Annotated in this window: 18 protein-coding genes and 1 tRNA gene; 13 read left to right on the top strand and 6 right to left on the bottom strand. The window is 42.5% G+C overall.

The features are described from left to right. The first annotated feature begins 26 nt into the window (after positions 1–26). The 3 genes from SPUTW3181_RS17700 to SPUTW3181_RS17690 are packed head-to-tail and all read left to right on the top strand — an operon-like array spanning position 27 to position 2232. A complete protein-coding gene (locus SPUTW3181_RS17700; RefSeq protein ID WP_011790665.1) occupies positions 27–512 on the top strand; it encodes a copper chaperone PCu(A)C in 486 nt (161 codons plus the stop codon). Positions 513–523: 11 nt separating this feature from the next. Next, a complete protein-coding gene (locus tag SPUTW3181_RS17695; RefSeq protein ID WP_011790664.1) occupies positions 524–1492 on the top strand; it encodes a DUF2333 family protein in 969 nt (322 codons plus the stop codon). A 2-nt stretch (positions 1493–1494) separates the two neighbouring features. Then, entirely contained in the window at positions 1495–2232 is a 738-nt protein-coding gene (locus SPUTW3181_RS17690; RefSeq protein WP_014609870.1) for a TIGR04219 family outer membrane beta-barrel protein, read from the top strand. Between the two features lie 67 nt (positions 2233–2299). Here the strand turns inward: SPUTW3181_RS17690 and tolC are convergent, their stop codons facing one another. Continuing rightward, entirely contained in the window at positions 2300–3607 is a 1308-nt protein-coding gene (gene tolC / locus SPUTW3181_RS17685; protein ID WP_011790662.1) for an outer membrane channel protein TolC, read from the bottom strand. A gap of 243 nt (positions 3608–3850) precedes the next feature. On the opposite strand from tolC, the gene nudF reads away from it, so the two are divergent. The 7 genes from nudF to parC are packed head-to-tail and all read left to right on the top strand — an operon-like array spanning position 3851 to position 11804. Next, positions 3851–4453 (top strand): ADP-ribose diphosphatase, encoded by a 603-nt coding sequence (gene nudF / locus SPUTW3181_RS17680; RefSeq protein WP_011790661.1) that lies wholly within the window; start codon positions 3851–3853, stop codon positions 4451–4453. 12 nt (positions 4454–4465) lie between these two features. Beyond that, positions 4466–4906 carry a DUF1249 domain-containing protein gene (locus SPUTW3181_RS17675; RefSeq protein WP_011790660.1) on the top strand — a complete coding sequence of 147 codons (441 nt, stop codon included), beginning with the start codon at positions 4466–4468 and terminating at the stop codon, positions 4904–4906. 16 nt (positions 4907–4922) lie between these two features. Then, positions 4923–5762: a 3',5'-cyclic-AMP phosphodiesterase gene (gene cpdA, locus SPUTW3181_RS17670; RefSeq protein WP_011790659.1), complete on the top strand. Its 840-nt coding sequence runs from the start codon at positions 4923–4925 to the stop codon at positions 5760–5762. Between the two features lie 26 nt (positions 5763–5788). Beyond that, positions 5789–6364, top strand: a complete 576-nt coding sequence (locus tag SPUTW3181_RS17665) for a YqiA/YcfP family alpha/beta fold hydrolase (protein WP_011790658.1) — start codon at positions 5789–5791, stop codon at positions 6362–6364. A 56-nt stretch (positions 6365–6420) separates the two neighbouring features. After that, positions 6421–8307 (top strand): DNA topoisomerase IV subunit B, encoded by a 1887-nt coding sequence (gene parE / locus SPUTW3181_RS17660; protein ID WP_011790657.1) that lies wholly within the window; start codon positions 6421–6423, stop codon positions 8305–8307. A gap of 52 nt (positions 8308–8359) precedes the next feature. Continuing rightward, positions 8360–9535 carry a PQQ-dependent sugar dehydrogenase gene (locus SPUTW3181_RS17655; protein WP_011790656.1) on the top strand — a complete coding sequence of 392 codons (1176 nt, stop codon included), beginning with the start codon at positions 8360–8362 and terminating at the stop codon, positions 9533–9535. After that, complete coding sequence (gene parC, locus SPUTW3181_RS17650) at positions 9528–11804, top strand: DNA topoisomerase IV subunit A (RefSeq protein ID WP_011790655.1); 2277 nt, start codon at positions 9528–9530, stop codon at positions 11802–11804. Before SPUTW3181_RS17655 ends, parC begins: the two co-directional genes overlap by 8 nt. 211 nt (positions 11805–12015) lie before the next feature. On the opposite strand, the gene SPUTW3181_RS17645 is transcribed toward parC, so the two are convergent. Then, a tRNA-Leu gene (locus SPUTW3181_RS17645) sits at positions 12016–12102 on the bottom strand. A gap of 138 nt (positions 12103–12240) precedes the next feature. Then, positions 12241–13821: a bacteriohemerythrin gene (locus SPUTW3181_RS17640; RefSeq protein ID WP_011790654.1), complete on the bottom strand. Its 1581-nt coding sequence runs from the start codon at positions 13819–13821 to the stop codon at positions 12241–12243. A 303-nt stretch (positions 13822–14124) separates the two neighbouring features. Here SPUTW3181_RS17640 and SPUTW3181_RS17635 point away from each other — a divergent pair, with 303 nt between their 5' ends. Further along, positions 14125–14256 (top strand): DUF3149 domain-containing protein, encoded by a 132-nt coding sequence (locus SPUTW3181_RS17635; protein ID WP_011790653.1) that lies wholly within the window; start codon positions 14125–14127, stop codon positions 14254–14256. Positions 14257–14372: 116 nt separating this feature from the next. Here SPUTW3181_RS17635 and SPUTW3181_RS17630 read toward each other — a convergent pair whose 3' ends face one another. Next, positions 14373–14984 carry a superinfection exclusion B family protein gene (locus SPUTW3181_RS17630; protein WP_011790652.1) on the bottom strand — a complete coding sequence of 204 codons (612 nt, stop codon included), beginning with the start codon at positions 14982–14984 and terminating at the stop codon, positions 14373–14375. A 169-nt stretch (positions 14985–15153) separates the two neighbouring features. On the opposite strand from SPUTW3181_RS17630, the gene SPUTW3181_RS17625 reads away from it, so the two are divergent. Next, complete coding sequence (locus SPUTW3181_RS17625) at positions 15154–16800, top strand: ATP-binding protein (RefSeq protein WP_011790651.1); 1647 nt, start codon at positions 15154–15156, stop codon at positions 16798–16800. 17 nt (positions 16801–16817) lie between these two features. On the opposite strand, the gene tcdA is transcribed toward SPUTW3181_RS17625, so the two are convergent. Then, complete coding sequence (gene tcdA / locus SPUTW3181_RS17620; protein ID WP_011790650.1) at positions 16818–17630, bottom strand: tRNA cyclic N6-threonylcarbamoyladenosine(37) synthase TcdA; 813 nt, start codon at positions 17628–17630, stop codon at positions 16818–16820. A 937-nt stretch (positions 17631–18567) separates the two neighbouring features. On the opposite strand from tcdA, the gene SPUTW3181_RS17615 reads away from it, so the two are divergent. Continuing rightward, the gene (locus SPUTW3181_RS17615) at positions 18568–19656 is read left to right on the top strand and encodes a porin (protein ID WP_011790649.1); all 1089 of its coding nucleotides are present in this window, start codon (positions 18568–18570) and stop codon (positions 19654–19656) included. Positions 19657–19764: 108 nt separating this feature from the next. Here the strand turns inward: SPUTW3181_RS17615 and queG are convergent, their stop codons facing one another. Then, a complete protein-coding gene (gene queG, locus SPUTW3181_RS17610) occupies positions 19765–20967 on the bottom strand; it encodes a tRNA epoxyqueuosine(34) reductase QueG (protein WP_011790648.1) in 1203 nt (400 codons plus the stop codon). Between the last annotated feature and the right edge of the window lie 188 nt (positions 20968–21155).

The raw sequence follows: 21155 nt of genomic DNA, 5'->3' as shown, positions 1-21155 counted from the left end.
TTCCTTTACGACGACATTGGGTAGACATGGAGTTTAAGACATTGAAACCAATATTCAAACAGATGTTTAATTGTCTCGCACTATCCTGTGCATCTTTTTCTGTGTTGGCGAGTGTGGTTGTGACCGAAGGGCATGTACGAGCTATGCCAGATACAGTGCCCAATACCGCCGCTTACTTTACGCTTGAAAACCACACAGATAAAGCGCTTCGTCTTGTTGGCGTACAAACTGATGTAGCAAAAGAAGCACAACTTCACACCATTATTGAAGAGCAAGGCATGGTTAAAATGCGACATGTTGAGGGATTTGATATTCCATCCCATGGCAAATTGACGTTAACGCCATCGGGTAATCATGTCATGTTACTTGGTTTAAAAGCACCTCTTGTCTTAGAACAACAAGTTGAATTGCTATTGCAGTTTGACGATGGCAAAAACATGGCGATAACACTACCCGTCAATAAGCAAGCAGAAAACAATGCTGAGCAAGAGCATCATCACCATCATCATTAAGGAGTCGCTTGATGCAAATAACATGGAAGCAAGTCACCGGAGTCGGTTTATTTTTAGTCTTAATCTGCTATGCAGTGAGTGTGTGGTGGAGTATTGAACCCGATACGCTTACGCCTCAAGAACTCACTGCAACAGATAAGAATGTTGTTGGTTTTGCCACTACCACATCACTGATCTTAACGGTGGAGACCTTATTGGATAAACAAGGCGGTTGGTTATCTAACGATGTGATACCGCCTTCTATCTTTATGGATAATATGCCTGCCTTTGAATTTGGCGCGTTAGAGCAAGTTCGCGATTTAGCACTTATCATGCGTAAAGAGTTTAGCCGTTCACAGTCTCAGTCTACTGCGGATAAAGATTTGGGTGAGGCACAATCTAAGCTGAATATCGACCATACAAGTTGGTTAGTGCCGAGTGCAGAAAGTGAATACCGTGATGCAGTCAAACTATTAAAACTGTATCGTGCACGCATGATGGATCCTAACAATCAAGATGCACAGTTCTATGCACGGGCTGACAATCTCAACGAATGGTTAAAAGAAATTCAAAAACGTTTAGGCAGTATGTCACAGCGTTTATCGGCGAGTGTGGGTCAGGAAAGATTGAACACGGACTTAGCTGGTGATAACTCTGCGCGTCAATCGACGCCTAATTTGGCAAGCCATCAGATAAAAACAAGCTGGTGGAAGATTGATGATGTGTTTTATGAAAGTCGTGGTGCTTCATGGGCACTCCTGAATTTTATGCGTGCAGTAGAAGTCGATTTTGCTGATGTTTTAAAGAAGAAAAATGCTGAAGTGAGCTTAAAACAAATCATTCGTGAATTGGAGGCGACTCAGCAAACCGTCTGGAGCCCTGTTGTACTAAATGGCAGTGGTTTTGGTCTAGTCGCTAATCATTCATTGGTTATGGCTAACTATGTATCCCGTGCGAATGCCGCGGTGATTGATTTAACGAACTTGCTATCTCAAGGTTAATTATGAAAAAGACACTCCTTGCCAGTGCTGTATTAGGATTTTTGATGGCCACATCGGCCCAGGCAGCAACAGTGGTTGGTTTTAAACTTGGCGGTGACTACTGGCGTGCAGATACCAGTGGTACTTTTGCAGATAAAGGGCAACCACAGCAAACTTTTAATTACAGTTCATCGGCTCAGGGTAGTTATTGGATTGCTGTTGAACATCCATTGCCATTTGTACCAAACCTTAAAATTCGTGAAAATAGTCTTGATCAAAAAGGAAAAATGTCAGGTGCTGACTTTACCTTTAATGGGCATGACTTTTCCGGTAATGTGACTAGCTATACCGATTTAAGTAACACAGATTTTGTGCTGTATTACGAGTTGTTAGATAACGATATTTTGTCATTCGACCTCGGTGCAGCCTACAAGTTAATGAATGGATCATTGCGAGTACAAGATCCCGGTCATCCAGAAGAAAAAGATGTCGATAGTGGTATTTTTATGGGGTATGCCAGCACCCATATCGGTATGCCTGGATTTGGTTTATTTGGGTTTGCGGATTTAATGTTGGGTGTGAATGAATCGAATGTCCATGACTATGCCATAGGTCTGGGGTGGGAGTTTGATGGCCTAGCAGTAGATACGCGTGTACGTGTGGGCTACCGTGAGTTTTTATTCGATGTAAATAGTTTTTCTGGGATCAGTGCTGATACTAAGTTCGATGGCTATTTTGCAGGTGTAGAAATTACTTTTTAAGCTTTATTCTGAAAATAAAAAAACCGCCAATTGGCGGTTTTTTTATTTAATGACATTAGTGCTAATCTTACTCAGCTTTTAGGCCGCTATTGATGGCAATAACATCATCTTCGTTAAGTGTGCCTGCTGCTTTCTTTAGGGCAACGATCGAATTAATGTAGCTGTAACGTGCATCAGACAATTTACGTTTTGAGTCATACAAGTCACGGGTACGGTTTAGTACGTCAACGATAGTACGAGTACCGACTTCAAAGCCCGCCTGAGTCGCTTTTAATGCGCTTTCTGATGAAATGACCGATTGCTCATAGGCACGAATTGAGCTAATTGAGGCGCCTACGTTGTTGTAGTTATTGCGTACATTCTTGACAACACTACGGTAGGTTTGCTCAAGTTTCTCACTGGCTTCAACATATTGATATTGTGCTTCATTGACTTGAGAGGTCACTTTAAAGCCTTCAAAAATGGGAATGCTTAAATTTAAGCCCACATTGACATTATCAAAATCAGGATCGTTAACACTGCCTGTTTTTTGCTCAAGCCCTTTATTATAACCAGCACTTAAGCTCAAGGATGGCATATGGCCCGCTTTGTAAAGGCTGATGGTTTCCTGAGCAATATCTTTACCAATGCGTTGGGTCATTAGATCAACACTGTTTGATTCAGCGATCTTTAGCCATTCACTTGGTGATGAAGGGGCTGGAGTCACGGCTGAGAAACGATTTGTATCTAGCACATTAAGAGTCTTGTGATCGATACCTGTGATTTCACGCAGTGCTTCGTAGCTATTGGCAAGATCGTTTTCAGCAAGGATCTCGCTGGCAGACGCTAGGTCATATTGAGCTTGAGCTTCATGTACATCTGTTATTGCTGTTAGACCTACAGCAAAGCGTTGTTTTGTTTGCTCAAGTTGACGTTCAATAGCGCGTTTTTCTGCACCTTGGAACTCGTAGTTATCTTTGGCCGTTAACACATCGAAGTAGGCTTTAGTCACGCGAGTAATCAAGGTTTGTAGCGTTGATGCATAGTTTGAATCAGCTTGAGAAGCGGCTTTCTCTGCAAGGCTTAAACCTACCCAAGCACTGTGGTCATAAATGACCTGATTTAACTTAAGACCACCCGTTAAACCACTGGTATTATCCCTAGGGTCATTCCAGGCTTTGTCATACCCTACGTTTGCACTCAGTGTTGGTAACAGAGGCGCACGGTTTTGCTCAATCTTTTCAAATAAAGCATCACGTTGCGCCTGAGCTTGTAACACGAGAGGGTCGTTAGTCAGTGCTTGTTGATAAATTTGCAGTAAATCATCTGCTTGTACCGCTTGAGCGGAAGCTGCGAGAGTTAATGCTGCGCATAAAGAACGGATCTTAAATTTCATTTGCTGTCCTTATTAGACAAAATCTCCCAAAGGAGAAATATTTTAACTTCGTTTAGACTAAGTAATGCCTTTACCAAGGCGGTTTGCGCTTCCCGACGCTTCCCGATACAGCTAAAACTTAATGATGTAGAGTCTAAAAACTCTGACACTGGCAAGTCAAATGCGAAGTGTAACAGATTTTATTTTAAAAATGTGTCAAATTGCCTTGATAATAGGCGCAAATTTAACTTTTAAGGATAGAGTATGAAACCCCCTGTTTTTTCGCAAATGGATATTGAAATTCTCGATAAAAAATCCCTATATCAAGGCTTTTTTGCGCTAGAACAGTTCACTTTTAAGCACAAACTTTTTGCCGGTGGTTGGAGTCAACCTGTCATCCGCGAGGTATTCGAGCGGGGTCACGCTGTGGTGGTATTGCCCTATGACATTCAGCGCGATCAAGTTGTGTTAATTGAACAAGTGCGCTTTCCTGCATTAGCGACCACTAAATCTCCTTGGCTTATGGAGTTAGTCGCGGGTATGATTGCGCCCACAGAGACAGCAATCGATGTTGCTCATCGTGAGCTGCTTGAAGAAACGGGCCTTGTTGCTAGAAGTATTCATTTTGTTAACAGCTACTTAGCGAGCCCTGGTGGCAGTACTGAGCGTTTTTATTTTTATTGGGCTGAAGTGGATTCAACCCAAGCCTGTGGATTGCATGGATTAGCTGAAGAACATGAAGATATCCGATTGCATGTTGTGAGCCGTGAGCACGCTTATCATAGTGTGGTGGCGGGAGAAATCGACAATGCATCGACCGTTATTGGATTGCAATGGTTGCAATTAAACTATCAGCAACTCGTTTAAGTGGGAAATAATGTGGCTACCTCCACTTCGCATCAAAAACCACGCTATCGACCGAATGTCAGTGATTTCTTGGCTCTTTGCGGCCGCAATTATGGCTATATGCTGAAATGGTTACCGCTGGATATTGCTACCGGTCAATCATGGCAGCTAAAAGGTGAGTTTGGTATATTAGTGGTGCGTATTTTAGAAAATACCAAATATACTCAATTGGTTGAGATATCTCGTCCGCTTGCAACAGGCGAGTTTGTCAATACTCCCAAGGTGTTAGTGAGAATTTATCACGATGCTAAATTAGCAGAAGTGTTAACTGGTCAACAGATTTACCAATTACGCCCAGTGTATGATTATCCCAATTTACGCATGTATCATAGTGATGAAAAGTACCAGGTAAATGCATTCCTGGAGGAGTTGTTGAAGATTGGTAACCAACAACGTTTAGTATGCCAGTCTTAGAATTTGGGTATTCAATGTGCTGAAAGAGGCAGTCTCTTACTCCATAGCTGAAGGGGAAAGTGTGCGTATAGTGCAGGTCACTGATCCGCATCTCTTTGCCGATCCTGAGGCCCAGCTACTTGGAGTCAACACCAGCAAAAGTTTTGCTGCTGTGCTTAATACCATTCGGGCGGTCGATTATCCGGCACATATCATGTTAGCCACGGGAGATTTAAGCCAAGATTATTCGGCTGAGTCTTATCAGCAGTTTGTTAGAGCTGTTACGCCGGTAGGTTTGCCTTGTCATTATCTTCCCGGAAATCATGATGATCCGCGTATTATGTATCTGCATATGCAAGGTGAGCAGATTTTTGGGCAGCAGCGTATCCTTGCTGGCAAGTGGCAAATTTTAATGCTGGATTCCACGGTTCGTGGAAAACCCGGTGGTCATATGGCGCAGAGCCAGTTTGAACTTATTGAACAGGCCATTGCGGCGCACCCTGAATGTTACACTTTACTGGTGATGCACCATAATCCGATTTTGGTTAACTGTACTTGGTTAGATCAACATTGCATGGATAATGGTGCTGAGTTTTTAGAGCGTGTGGCAATGTATCCTCAAGTTAAGGGATTACTCTGGGGGCATGTGCATCAGCGAATTGATACTCACTATGAAGGGCCGCATGGTGCGCTACAGCTTATGGCGACGCCTTCTACCTGTATCCAATTTAAGCCTTTATCACCTTATTTTGCCTTAGATGGTTTGCAACCCGGTTATCGTTTGCTGGAGTTGAAGGCCGATGGTAGCATCGGCACTAATGTTTATCGCGTACCGGGTAACCATTTTTTCCCCGATAATGATTCCAGCGGTTATTAACGCGAGTGACCGCAGCTTGAGGAACTATGCTGCTCTATATTCACGGATTCAACAGTTCACCTTTTTCAGATAAAGCGATAATGACTGCGCAATATATGGCGCAGCATCATCCGTCCGTTCTCTTTCATCAACCCCAATTACCGAATACTCCTAAGGCCGCAATGGCACTTTTACTGGAATATGTGGAAGCGGCATTGAAGGATGATGAACCACTTACCTATATTGGTTCATCATTGGGTGGGTATTTCGCCAGTTATTTAGCCGAACATTATGGTGGCCGAGCGGTATTAGTTAACCCTGCGGTAAAACCTTTTGAGTTGTTTGATGAATTTATGGGGCCACAGTTTAATCCTTATACAGGAGAAAACTACCAAGTATTGCCTGAACATAAGATGGAGGTCGCTGAATTTAATACGCCAGTTATCCGTAATCCAGATCGTTTTTTGGTACTATTGCAAAGCGGCGATGAAGTGCTCGATTACCGTGAAGCACTGAGTAAATACCATCACTGCCAATTACGGATTGAAGCGGCTGGAGATCACAGTTTTGTAGGTTACGAGCACTATCTGCAAACTATAAGCCAATTTTTACACTTACCTTGACAAACCGACATCCAGAGCCGCAACATGGCCGGATATAACAACTTATAGCGTACACTATGACGAATCAATACACCTCTGACGCCATTGAAGTCCTTAACGGACTCGATCCTGTTAAACGCCGTCCAGGTATGTATACCGATACCTCCAGACCTAACCATTTAGGCCAAGAGGTCATAGATAACAGTGTCGATGAAGCCTTAGCGGGTCATGCGACCAAAATTGAAGTTGTTTTACACCTCGATAACTCCCTTGAAGTGACTGATGATGGCCGTGGTATGCCTGTGGATATTCATCCTGAAGAAGGTATTCCAGGGGTTGAGCTTATTCTGACTAAACTGCATGCAGGCGGAAAATTTTCCAATAAAAATTATCAGTTCTCAGGCGGTTTACATGGTGTTGGTATTTCGGTTGTTAATGCCTTATCGCGCCGTGTTGAAGTTACAGTGCGTCGTGATGGTCAAGTTTATGATATTGCTTTTGAACATGGTTTTAAGGTTGAAGAGTTAAAAGTCACAGGAACCTGTGGTCGTCGTAATACCGGCACGCGCGTGCATTTTTGGCCCGATGCGAGCTATTTTGACTCTGCAAATTTTTCCAACTCAAAACTCATTTATCTGTTGCGAGCTAAAGCCGTACTGTGTCCTGGATTGCGGATAAAATTCACCAATAAGCAGACCAATGAAGTCCATGAATGGTTTTACGAAAGCGGTTTAACCGATTATCTCAAGGCTGCTGTTGGTGATAACGTCATGTTACCCGAAGAGCCCTTCGTTGGCAGTTTTAAGGGGAAAATTGAAGCAGCCGACTGGGCCATTACTTGGTTGCCAGAGGGGGGGGAATCCATCAATGAGAGTTATGTTAACCTCATTCCTACCCCACTTGGTGGCACCCATGTGAATGGATTTCGTCAAGGTTTGCTCGAATCTATGCGGGAATTCTGTGAGTTCCGTAATTTGATCCCCCGTGGCATTAAATTATCACCAGAAGATATTTGGGACAGAGCTGCGTTTATTCTGTCGGTAAAAATGCAGGATCCGCAATTTGCTGGGCAAACTAAAGAGAAACTCTCCAGCCGCCAGTGTTCCGCTTTTGTTTCAGGTATAGTACGGGATGCTTTTTCACTCTGGTTAAACTCGAATACGGAATTAGCTGAATCTTTAGCGGAATTATGCATTAACAATGCCCAGCGTCGTCTTAAAGCTGCAAAAAAAGTGGCGCGTAAAAAGGTGACGTCAGGCCCCGCATTACCAGGGAAATTGACGGATTGTAGCGGGCAAGATCCGATGCGGGGCGAATTATTTCTCGTCGAAGGGGACTCCGCAGGCGGTAGTGCGAAGCAGGCTCGGGATCGTGAGTTTCAAGCGATTATGCCGCTGCGTGGTAAAATCCTTAACACTTGGGAAGTTGACGCTTCTCAAGTATTGGCTTCTCAAGAAGTGCATGATATTTCAGTGGCTATTGGTTGTGATCCCGATTGCAATGATATTTCAGAGTTGCGTTATGGCAAGATTTGTATTTTGGCGGATGCGGACTCCGATGGGTTGCATATTGCCACCTTACTCTGTGCGCTATTTTTGAAGCATTACCGTATATTGGTCGAACAGGGTCATGTGTATATTGCTATGCCGCCACTCTTTCGTATCGATATAGGTAAAGACGTATACTACGCCTTAGACGAGGCTGAAAAAGAAGGTATTCTTGACCGTATTAGCGCTGAAAATAAAAAAGGAAAAGTTCAAGTGACGCGCTTTAAGGGCTTGGGTGAGATGAACCCCTTACAGCTCCGTGAAACAACCATGGATCCTAATACCCGTCGTTTAGTACAGTTGACGATAGATGATGTGGAAGAAACTGATTCTTTGATGGATATGTTACTTGCGAAAAAACGTTCTCCGGACCGTAAATCTTGGCTCGAAGATAAGGGTGACATGGCTTTACTTTAATGTTGTGCATTATTGCCGATAACGATAAAACATAGGCATAAAGAAAATTACAATGTTGTATATAAAAACCAATAATTATAATTATTTAAAGGTGTTCTCAGCCTATACAGTTCTATTCGTCTCTGTGATTTTACTCCCCATTCACAGCGCGGTAGCTGCATCTCAATCGGTGATGATTACCGTTTCGAAGGGATTTGGTTTATCCCTTTACGCCTCTGATTTGGGGGATGCCAAACAGATAGCGATGGGATCAAATGGCACCTTATTTGTGGGCTCTCATAAAAGTGGCACCATCCATGCCTTGGTCGATAGTAACCAAGATGGCCGAGTTGATAAGCGTTATGTGATTGCAAAAGGTTTAAAATCTCCTGAAGCAATTGCCTTTTACGATGGCGATCTGTTTGTGGCAACCGAGAATCGGGTTATGCGCTTTATTGATATAGAGCAGCGTCTGCGTCGTCCTAGTCGCCCGAAAGAAATCTACAGCGATCTGCCTGCCTCTGATAAAAAAAGTACCAGAGCAATGAATTTTGGTCCCGATGGTCGTCTTTATATCTCTATCGGCGCACCCTGTAATGTGTGTGAAGCACCAGCCCCCTACAGCAGCATAATCGCGATTAATGTCGATACAGGAGCAAATGAGCAGATTGTCTCTGGAGTCCGTGATACTACTGGGTTTGATTGGTCGCCCATCGACGGTAAACTGTGGTTTGCCGATCAAGGGCGGGATTGGATGGGGGATAATTTACCCCCCGATGAAATCAACCGTGTTGATTCTATCGGAAGCCACTATGGTTTTCCTTATTTACATGCCACCTCTGTTATTGAGCCCGCTTACGAAAAGCCTAAAAACTTAAAAATTAGTGTTCCTATTTATGAGTTACCTGCCCATGTAGCACCGACAGGGCTGGCTTTTTATCGCGGTGTTCAATTTCCAGAAGTTTTCCACAATCAACTATTTATCGCCGAAAATGGTTCTTGGAACCGCTCTAGTAAAGTAGGTTACCAAGTTGTGATGCTTAAGATTGAAAATCAACAGGTTGTGAGTCGTGAAACCGTAGTCAGTTTTCTCGACGGAGAATTCCCCGTTGCTCGCCCTTATGCGTTGTTATCAGCCGATGATGGGGCTATGTACATATCAGATGATTTAAAAGGTAACGTATATCGCTTGTTCTTTAAAGGTGGCGATAGTACTGAAGAACCACAGGAACTAGAAGAAAATGAGTGACGCAATCGAGTTAAGTTTAGATGGGGTAGAGCAAATGCCATTGCGGCGCTTTACCGAAGAGGCTTATCTGAACTATTCCATGTACGTCATTATGGACAGGGCCTTGCCACATATTGGTGATGGGCTTAAGCCTGTGCAGCGCCGAATTATTTATGCCATGAGTGAGCTAGGGCTATCGGCTCAGTCTAAGCATAAAAAATCCGCCCGTACTGTGGGTGACGTATTGGGTAAGTATCACCCCCATGGTGATAGTGCCTGTTATGAGGCCATGGTATTGATGGCGCAGCCATTTTCCTATCGATATCCCCTCGTTGATGGACAGGGTAACTGGGGGGCACCCGATGATCCTAAGTCATTTGCAGCGATGCGTTACACCGAGGCGCGTTTATCTAAGTTTTCAGAAGTGTTACTCAGTGAACTGGGCCAAGGCACCGTTGATTGGGGGGCAAACTTTGACGGAACACTGAAAGAACCCAAAGTATTGCCGGCTCGTTTACCGCATATTTTACTTAATGGTATTACAGGCATTGCCGTGGGAATGGCGACGGATATTCCGCCTCATAATGTCAGAGAATTAGTTTCTGCCTGCGTAGCCTTGCTCGATGATCCAAAGCTCGAACTTGAACAATTGATGAGCTATGTGCCAGGACCTGATTATCCGACAGAAGCCGAAATTATTACCCCGTCTGCCGATATCGCAAAAATTTATGAGTCCGGTCGTGGTTCATTGCGAGCGCGTGCGGTTTATACTGTTGAAAGTGGTGAAATTATTATCACCGCTTTGCCACACCAAGCCAGTAGCGGCAAGATTTTAGAGCAAATCGCAGGTCAAATGCAGGCGAAGAAATTGCCTATGGTGGCCGATTTACGCGATGAGTCGGATCACGAGAATCCAGTGCGTTTAGTGGTGGTGCCACGTTCAAACCGTGTCGATTGTGATCAGCTAATGGCACATTTATTTGCCACCACAGATTTAGAAAAAAGCTTCAGAGTGAACTTAAACGTACTTGGCCTAGACGGTCGCCCACGGGTGAAAGGTTTAAAAACACTCTTAACCGAATGGCTAGAATTTCGCGTAGACACGGTTAAACGTCGGCTTGAATATCGCTTAGATAAAGTGCTTTCTCGGTTACACATACTCGAAGCTTTGATGATCGCTTTCCTCAATATCGATGAAGTGATTGAAATCATTCGTTTCCACGATGAACCAAAAGTCGAGTTGATGGCGCGTTTTTCGCTAACTGATAAGCAAGCAGAAGCGATCCTCGAATTAAAGTTACGCCATTTAGCCAAGTTAGAAGAATTTAAGATCACCGCCGAGCAGAATGAACTCGAAGCTGAGCGCGAAAAGTTGGAACAGTTATTAGGTTCTGAGCGGCGGTTAAAGACCTTGATCAAGAAAGAATTAATTCAAGATGCTGAAACCTATGGCGATAATCGTCGCTCGCCCATAGTGCAGCGCCATGAATCACGGGCTTTAACCGAACAAGAGCTAACGCCGAGTGAGCCTGTAACCGTTGTATTATCTGAGAAAGGCTGGGTGCGTTGTGCTAAGGGGCATGATATCGATCCGTTATCCTTATCCTATAAGGCAGGCGATCAATATCTGTGTAGTGCCATGGGCCGCAGCAATCAGGCTGCCGTATTCATTGATTCATCAGGGCGAGCATTTGCAACGGATAGCCATACTCTGCCATCGGCTCGGAGCCAAGGCGAGCCAATCACCACCCGCTTTAATATGGCGCCTGGTGAAACGATGCAACACGTGATCATGGGTGAAGAGGAACAATGTTATCTGTTAGCCACTGATGCGGGTTATGGTTTTATTTGTACCTATAACGATATGGTGTCACGTAATAAAGCAGGTAAAGCATTACTGAGCCTGCCAACGAATGCTAAATCATTGCCGCCTAAGTTAATCGATCGCAATCGAGAAATGTCACTTCTTGCGATTACTAACGAAGGACGCATGTTGTTATTTTCCCTTGAGGCATTACCGCAGTTATCTAAGGGCAAAGGCAATAAGATTATCGGTATCCCCTCTGAGCGTGCGAAGAGTCGTGATGAGCTAATGACACACCTACAACTCGTGCCGAGTGATACTTCTGTGACTCTCTGGGCGGGTAAACGAAAACTGACCTTAAAGCCGAGTGATCTTGAACACTATCGAGGGGAACGTGGTCGTCGTGGGGCTAAATTACCGCGTGGCTTGCAGCGTGTTGATAGTGTTGAATTAGGTGAGGGTGGAGAACCATCACTTAGCATCTAATGATTGTGTATATTCGAGGGCCACTGACGCTATTTCTGCTCGGTGGCTTTTTTATAGATGTTAATAAACTCATTTTATAAATGCGTAAGATGTCGCAGTAAACATCAAGCGAGAAAGTGAGTCAACCACTGGATTCGCATCTATTATTAGCTGAATTTTAGATACAAAAAAACCGACGCTTAGTCGGTTTTATATTCTTCTAATGAAGAATTGGTACCAGTGGCCAGACTCGAACTGGCACGCTTTTAAGGGCGGCGGATTTTGAATCCGCTGTGTCTACCGATTTCACCACACTGGCATTATTGCACTTAGAGACAACAATATCTTGCTATCGCTAAGTGCAGGGAATTATACCTTTGCCCATGACAATGGCAAGCCTTTTACCTAGGCAAACATATAAATTAGATTTAACCGCTCAAAAATCATGCTCTTGAGATTATTCTGCGCCATGTGAGAGTAAAAATGTCGTATATTCCTTGTCACTTTTTTGGATATGATTAACGAGCCAAGATCGCAAGAAAGACATTAGCTCATCGGCAACATCTTCTCCTTTTCCTACACGTGTCTGAAAATCAAGAACTTGGCCCACAAGTTGCCCGTGTTTTTCTTTATGACTTTCACTTTGAGGATAACCAAAACGCTCAAATAGTTCTTCTTCATAGGAAAAATGGTTTGCAGTGTAATCCACCAATCCTTGTACTATGCGTTTTATTGCTTCTAGGCCATAGTCTTCACTTAATGTCCTATGTAATTCATTGATAAGTGAGACTAACCTTTGATGTTGACGGTTAATTTCTGGCATACCTATATCAAGTTCTGGCCCCCATGTGACAAATAACTTACTTAATGCTTGGTTTGAATTAAATAACGCTTTATCCACGTGGAATCGATGTAGTAACGAGCCAATTTCCTGCGACATGTTATACACCTTAAGACTTGATAAATTCGTGTTATTTGTACGATGTGCATTGTTTAGAGCGAGTTTTGCTACAGCACAGATATTGTTATTAATTTCTTCTGCAACTTTATATTGTTCTTCAGAGGCCGTGGCTATTTGGTGAGACATATCCGTAATAGTATTAACTTGAACGGCAATATCATTGAGGGCCTGGTGTGCTTGGTTAACCATCAATGCTGTTTCATCTGCAAGACTGACATTGTGCAACATGACTTCAAGCCCTCTATGGGCTCCTTTTTGTAATCCTGCAATCTGTTGCTGAATTTCGACCGTGGCTTCTGAGGTTCTCTTTGCAAGATTACGCACTTCATCTGCGACAATGGCAAAGCCGCGGCCATGCTCACCTGCTCTCGCACTTTCAATGGCAGCATTTAAAGCGAGTAGGTTAGTCTGTTCTGCGACTTGTGAAATGGTTTCGATAATACTGCTGATGTTATTTGTATCGGCGGCTAAATTTTCAATAACATTTTTAGTGTCATGGAGTTGCTTTGTCATTCCATTAATTTTATGGACAATATTTCCCATGATGTGATCACTTTGTTTGGCTGAGTTCTGAGCCATATCAGCGGCCTTAGCTGTGCTGGCCGCGTTTTGTGAGACGGCTTGTACCGTTGAAACCATTTGTGTTATTGCTGTCGCCGCGAGCTCAGTTTGATGTTCTTGCTCTAATACGCCTTGTTTTGCTTGCTCACTGATAACTTTGATATCTGAGGCAACATTTTTCATTCCTTCGCAGGTATCTGACAGAGACAAAATAGTACGACTAACGTCTTCTCCCATGCGGTTGATACTACGCACAACCTTGATAAACACGCCTGCATCTTTTTCATCTACCTGGTAACTTAAATCCCCATCTCCTAGATGACGGGCCGCATGTTCAAGTTTGCTTAGGTTATTAAACAGTTTATAAATATAAAAAAATAATACTGCTGCAAGCAGGAGTAAGCAGAGTGTAGCAATGATATGTCGATCTATGATTAGACAATAAAGGGGATAAACGAGTAGCAACAGAGGAAAGAAGGTTGAACGATATATGATCGTGTTCTTTTGAACTGTCATTTTTGGCTCCTTCAAAAATGGGACTGATTGGCGGAAATGAGAGAATCTATGTGTCAGAACCAGTCTCTTTAGCATCTCGATGGCTGAGATAGTTAATCCTAGCGGTTAACGCAATAAGAAACAAAGGTAATACCTTGATCTATGACTAAATACTTTCTTGGTCAAACTTGATTCGTGTCACACAATTTTTCCAAGATGAGCGTTTTGTATGGCAATGTTGGTTTTTTATTGATCAGGATCAGTGTTTAGTTAAATAAGGAAAGCTAGTTTAGAGGGGACTTCACAGGAACGAGGATCTCAGTCATGGCATTTTGGTTAGATTTAATGTTTGGTAACCCTATCGGTTTACTCTCAATGATTGTTATCTTTAGCACAATAGGGATAATTTCTTATATCACTTGGATGTTTATTGTGAAGTCAGCACAACAGCCGTAGTTTTTGCTTCCATTGTTTATTATATTCTTTGTCACAAATTGCACATTATTATGGGGGTCTTAGATAGCCCCCATTTTTTATGTCCGTAATCTACACCTACACATTGTTTGTTGGTGCTAGATAGCATGTTTACGATTTTGTACTAGACCATTCAAAAATTGTGGTCTTGCTTTGATCAAATGCTGCATTTCTTCTTGGCTTGGTTCGCCTGCGGGTAGCCGAAGTACATCGCGATTTAAATAGATGCGCGCTTTCATCGAAATTTTGTAGTCAGCCGTAGGGCCTTGAATGGCGTAATGACGTTCGTTACCAAGGTTTTCTAAGATACAGGCGTTTAGCAAGCTTTTCACAGCAGGTTCATTTTGCGGTAGAGTCAAAATAGTGGCACCTTGTAAGAAGAACTCACGTAAAAGTGCTCGCTCTGCGCGGTCAAGCAAATTCACTTTAGCTTCTATAGTTTCGGTAATACGCTTATCACTCAAATGGCGAATCGATTCATCTAGCCCTAAGTTCAGCAATTGACTTAAAAAATAAGCAATAGAAATGATGAGTCCTAAACCTACAAAATGCGCGTGTTCAGGTACAAATTTATCAAGTGCCAGTATTTCTAACACATTGAGTGGAATAGATAATAAAACGACACAACTCACCATTAACCACAGCATGATTTTGAACATCATTTTCTTAGGGCTAAAGAACTTAACTGAATCAAGTTTGAGTTTTAACATAGCATTATCCCAGTGACAAAAAATTGAACTTGTTGACTAATAAGCAAATTCAATGCCATTTGTTGGAATGTAATTGATGGATTTTTATGGTGGATAAAATGCACAATTTAAAGCATCGGGTCTATGCTTATAAACATCTCAAGCCGCTCTCGTGCATAGAAAATTTAAGATGCTGACATTCTTTAGCCAATTAATCAAAAGCCCGATAGGCAGGCATCTTACTCTGTCTATCATCCTCTTTAGCTCTTTGATCACTTTAGTGACGACAGCCTATCAACTGGTAAACGATTACCAAGGTGATATTCATCGTATCGATAGAGTTTTTTCTAACATTGAAAAGGCTAATTTAGATGTGTTGGCTGCAAGTGTGTGGGTGATAGATGAGCGGTTAATTAATACCCAGTTAAATGGGCTTATCCAATTGCCTGATATTAACTATATTTCGGTTAGGGATGATAGTGGCCAGTCTTGGAGTTCTGGAACACGGCAGTCTGAGCAGTCCCTCGATAGGGTTTTTCCTTTAGTCTACAAATCACCAACTGAAAATATCAATGTTGGTATGCTAGAAGTTCAAGTGGATATGGATGCGATTTTTCAGCGCCTCTATGACAAAGCAATCCTTATCCTATTGTCTAATGGCATTAAGACCTTCTTAGTTGCTGGGTTTATTCTTTTCTTAGTGTGGTACAACATAACCAAACATCTCGATAAATTGAGTCATTACTGTAAGCAGATCAACCTTGACGTTGAATATGAGCCCCTCCAATTTGATCGAAAAGAAAAAGCTGATGAGTTTAAGCAGGTTGCTGATGCTATCAATAATATGCAGAACCAATTGAGGCATTCCTTTGATGCACTTAAAAACTCTAAAGCCGACTTACAAATTGCCTTAGAAGATAGAGAGCGACTCCTCAAACTGGAACGTAGTTACAAAGAAGAACTCGCAAGGCAAGTTAAAGAACGAACCCTCGAATTAGAACAATCCCTTGCAGCATTAAAACGTGCGCAGCAGGTATTGGTTGAACAAGAAAAAATGGCGGCATTGGGAGGATTAGTGTCAGGTGTTGCCCATGAAATAAATACACCGATTGGCATTTGTCTTACTGCCGCGAGCGCACAACTTAGTCATATCGACGAGCTTATTGAACTGATCCATAGTGAGCACGCAACCTTGGATGAAATCAATGCCATTTTGGATGAATACCAACAGAGCTGTGAGTTGATTGTTCGCAATATCAGCAAAGCAAGCAGTTTGATCCAAAAATTTAAGACGATTGCAATTGATCGCAGTCAAGAAGAACATCAATGCTTTAACTTACATGAGCAGCTTAATGAGATTTTTGAATCGTCATTGCTGATGCATCCCAATATCGAGGTTAAAGCAAATATCCTTGTTGAGCCGGAGTTAAACATTAAAACAAACATAAGTTTACTTAATCAAATGGTCAGCAATATTCTCTCCAATGCGTTTACCCATGCATTCCAACCTCGAGAAGCTGCTCTCGTACAGGATAATCTTATTCAAATAGATGCGAGCATTGATGAAGGTTTTGTTCATATAAGCATACAAAACAATGGGGTAAAAATACCGCCAGAAGTTGCAGAGCATATGTTCGAGCCATTTTTTACAACGAGTAGAAGTAAGGGCGGGACGGGATTAGGGCTATCAGCCGCATTCAATGCGGCAACTTTATTAAATGGCACTATGAGTTACCAAGCCGATGCCTCTTTAGGTGGTGCGCAGTTCAACATCAGTCTTCCTTTTGTTCAATGTGACTTAGCTCCGCTTAATCAGTATCACGAGTTTCAAATATAAGCGATTTTTAGCTTATCTTATTGGTCGGCCTCATTGGCAATGTGTGCCAACCTTGATAATACTCGGCTTGCAGCGACAAAACCAAAGGTGCCTGTGACCATAGTGACAGCACCAAAGCCGGAAGCACAATCCATTCGCATGCTACCATCGGCGGTTGCCTTAGCGTTACATACCGAACCATCTGCTTGGGGATACACTAACTGTTCACTGGAAAATACGGCATCTATAGCAAAACGACGTTGCACGTTTTTAGAGAAGTGATATTCACGGCGTAAAATATTACGCACTTTAGCCAGCAGAGGATCTTGATAAGTTTTAGCGAGATCGGCGAGTTGAATTTGGGTAGGATCGGTTTGACCACCCGCGCCACCGACTGTCACTATCTTGATCTTTTGCCGTTTACACCAAGCAATAAGGGCCGCTTTTTGTTTCACCGCATCAATACAATCAATAACATAATCGATGTTGCCGCCTTCTTTGGCGCAAAGTAAATAGTCACCTAGGTTATCAATAGTGATAAAATCTTCAATTTCATTAACTTGGCAATCAGGATTAATATCACGGATCCGTTGTGCCATTATTGCAACTTTTGAGCGGCCAATTGTTGATATTAATGCATGGATTTGGCGATTAGTGTTGGTCACGCAGATATCATCTAGATCAATTAAGCTAATTTGCCCTATACCACTGCGTGCTAATGCTTCTGCGGCCCAAGTTCCTACACCACCAATACCAACTACCACCACATGGGAACGGGCAAATTTTGCTAACGCCTTTTGCCCGTATAAACGGCCAATTCCACCAAAGCGATTCTGATAGGCTTCAGTCATCAATACTTACCTTCTATAAGACGTTAAAAAAGCGCTCTCCCTATCAAGGCTTTGGTAAGGCCAAGATACAGGTCATTGCTGAACATTAAAAATGCGCAGTGGATTCTAAACGATTTAACCTAAAATTCGAAATCAATCTCTGCCCTTGTAAAGCGGTATTGATGAAGATTTGAATGTTAATAAGTTGATGATAAAGAAGGTAAACTGAATATTGTGATCATACTATTGAATAAAGGTATCAAAATAGTGTTTTCAATATGTAAATCAATATGATGAAAATCATGCCATTTTAAGTGTTTGTGATCTATATCGCATTTTACTTTATCCCGTCTATGCAAACTCTGCCGCGCAATATCGCTAGTTCAGTGTGAGTTAATTAGCGCCTGAGTTCTAATACTATGGTCTATGCTACTCCACCTGTTTCAGCGGCAATCTTATGTTAATTGATGCGAAATAGGGCTTAGCTGATATTGGATGTACTGTAGGTTTATATGTTGATTTTAAACTGAATTATTCAGTTTTTTAAAACTGTGTTTGAGGTGAAAATAGTTGTTTCTACCGCTTTTTTTACCCACTTATAGCTAAAAAACATACATAGACCTGCTTTATGACAAACTTGCTACAACATTAGTATATGCTACAGTTAGCGTCGCCGACTCACTTAGGCCTATGCGTCTGCTATACCTCTTAAGTAGTAAGTGAAATATGCTGTTTTACTGCTTTCATGCCAAATTGTGGTCAAGATATGGGGAAATATCCTAAAAAAGTCTGAATAAAGGCAAGGAGAACCAAAAACTTGATCTACGACACAGCCTGCAAGTCGTAAAACTGTAAAAATCGGCGGCAACTTTGTTACCGATAACCAGTAACAAATGTGTAAAACCACACAAAAACCATGAAAAATGGATAAGAACTTAGGTTCGAGGGAGCACAAAACATGAAAAAGACATTCATCTCTGCATCAGTTGCATCAGTATTGGCATTGGCTTCATTCGGTGCGCTAGCCGAAGGCCCAAGCTTCTATGGTCGCTTAGATCTAGCAGTGACCACTACTGATTCAAGCACTACTCTACAAGGTAGTACTAACAAAAAGAATCCTGTAACTTATGGCGATAGCGGTACTTATCTTGAGAATAACTTCTCATGGTTAGGCGTAAAAGGCTCTGAAAAAGTTGCCGATGGCGTAGACATTGTATACCAAATGGAGTTTGGTGTTGATAACACTACTAACTCTAGTGATACATTCAATGCTCGTAACACTTTCTTAGGTTTTAAAACGGTTGCCGGTACAGTGTTAGCGGGTCGTAATGATACCGTATTTAAACAAGCTGAAGGTAACGTTGACGTGTTTGGTAACACCAACGCCGATATCGACCGTTTAGTGAGCGCTCAAGCGGGTGCTGGTCGTAGTGGTGATGGCGTATGGTACTATTCTCCAAAAATTGCTGATTTAGTGACTCTGAACGCGACTTATTTATTTGATGATAACTATGGCACTTCAGACAGCATGTATGCCGTAAGTGCGACTTTAGGTGATAAAGCATTTAAAGAGCAAAACTATTATTTAGCCGCTGCTTATAACAAAGCTATCGATGGCGTAGATGCATACCGTGGTGTGGCTCAAGCTAAATTGGGTGACTTTACTGTTGGCGGTTTATTCCAACATGCAGAAAGCATTAAAAATGATAACCGTGATGGTAACTCATACTTTGTGAACGTAGTGTACAAACTGCAAAACGGTGTGAATCTGAAAGCCGAATACGGTAAAGATGAAGCTGGTTTCGGTAGCTACTTCAAAAATGCATCAGGCCTTAAAGATCCTGCAGATGCAAATTACTATATGAATACTAATCTTGATGACGTTAATGTCGATCAAATCACTATCGGTGCTGATTACCGTTTAGTTAAATCAACTCTGCTGTTTGCACACTATGCACACTATGAAGGTGATTTCACACAAAACGGCGTGAAAAAAGATTTGATTGAAGATGATGTTGTTTCTATCGGTGTACGTTACGATTTCTAATATCGTTAATTGATATTGATAAAAAAACCTACTGCTCGCAGTAGGTTTTTTATTTTCTAGGCGCTAACTAAAAGTGCATGGCTGATTGACCTTAAGTTTTCCTTCCGCTTAGGCGTCGCGGGGTAAGCCTTTTTCAATAATTCGTACCATTCGCGCTGTTTGACGGCGTGATTTTTGTTGCACTAGAGTGTTACTCGCAGCAAGGCGTGATAGCTGTGCATCGATGGCCCACTGAATATGTTCCAGTACCATTTCATCCACGTCGACACTTTCCTGACGCCTAGTCAGAGCCTCTAAAATAATGGGGTTTGCAGGTGCATTACCCAGTGCTACAGCAATATTACGTAGCCAGCGTTTATGGCCAATGCGGCGAATGGCGCTTCCTTCTGTTTGTTTAAGAAACTCGGCCTCACTCCATGCAAAAAGGCTAAGGAGATCAGGTTGTTTTAACTGAGGACGAATATGAAAGTCAGTTTCGGTTGTGAGTGGCGCTTGACGATTGACTGGGCATACAAGTTGGCAATCATCACAGCCATAAATTCGATTTCCCATCAGCGGTCTAAATTCTTCTGGGATAGCACCTTGTAGCTCAATGGTGAGATAAGAAATGCAGCGTCTGCCATCGACGACATAGGGTTCTACAATTGCCCCAGTAGGACAGGAGGTTATACAGGCAACGCATGTATTACACGCTTCCTGAATAGGAATATCCACGGGCAGAGGTAGATTAATAAAGAGTTCTCCTAAAAAGAACCAACTTCCCGAATCATGGTTGAGGATAAGAGAGTGTTTACCTGTCCAACCAATACCCGCTTTTTCGGCTAAGGGGCGCTCAAGTACCGGTGCAGAGTCGACAAAGGGACGAAAATCAGCAGCATCAAAACCCAGTGCAATTAACTCTGCACTGATGTGATCTCCGAGTTTTTTAAGTCGTGCACGGATTAATTTGTGATAGTCACGGCCACCCGCATAACGGGAAATATAACCTAAGTTGGGATCGGTGAGGTTGGTTGCAAAGCCAGCTTCGGGTGGCAAATAATCCATACGCACTGATATCACTCGCACTGTACCTGGATGTAATTCTTGAGGGCGCGCACGCATCATGCCGTGGCTAGCCATATAGGCCATTTCACCGTGATAACCCTTGTCTAGCCATGTCTGGAGCTTAATTTCTTCACTCGTTAAATCAGTATCGCAAATACCAACCCGTGCAAATCCTAATGCTTTTCCCCAACCTTTAATTTGTTGCGCAAGTCGAGAGAGTATCGCGGCATCGGGATAATTGGACTTAGGATAAATACTGGGCGACATGGAAATAGTGAAATGGCATTGTAAGGTGGCAATATAATACCAGTTTTACGCTCAATGCGGTGAGTTAACTCAAGCCGTTTGGAAGTCCAGAAGATGTCACTTTGCATTCAGAGGGCGATCAAGGTATAAACCTCTTCATATTATGACACTATTATCGACCTGATATTTTTCGCATATTGCCATCATTT

The organism is Shewanella sp. W3-18-1 (assembly GCF_000015185.1).
GTDB classification, from domain to species: Bacteria; Pseudomonadota; Gammaproteobacteria; order Enterobacterales; family Shewanellaceae; genus Shewanella; species Shewanella putrefaciens.
The sequence above is the reverse complement of the archived record's forward strand: the minus strand, read 5'-3'. Positions and strand labels throughout refer to the sequence as shown.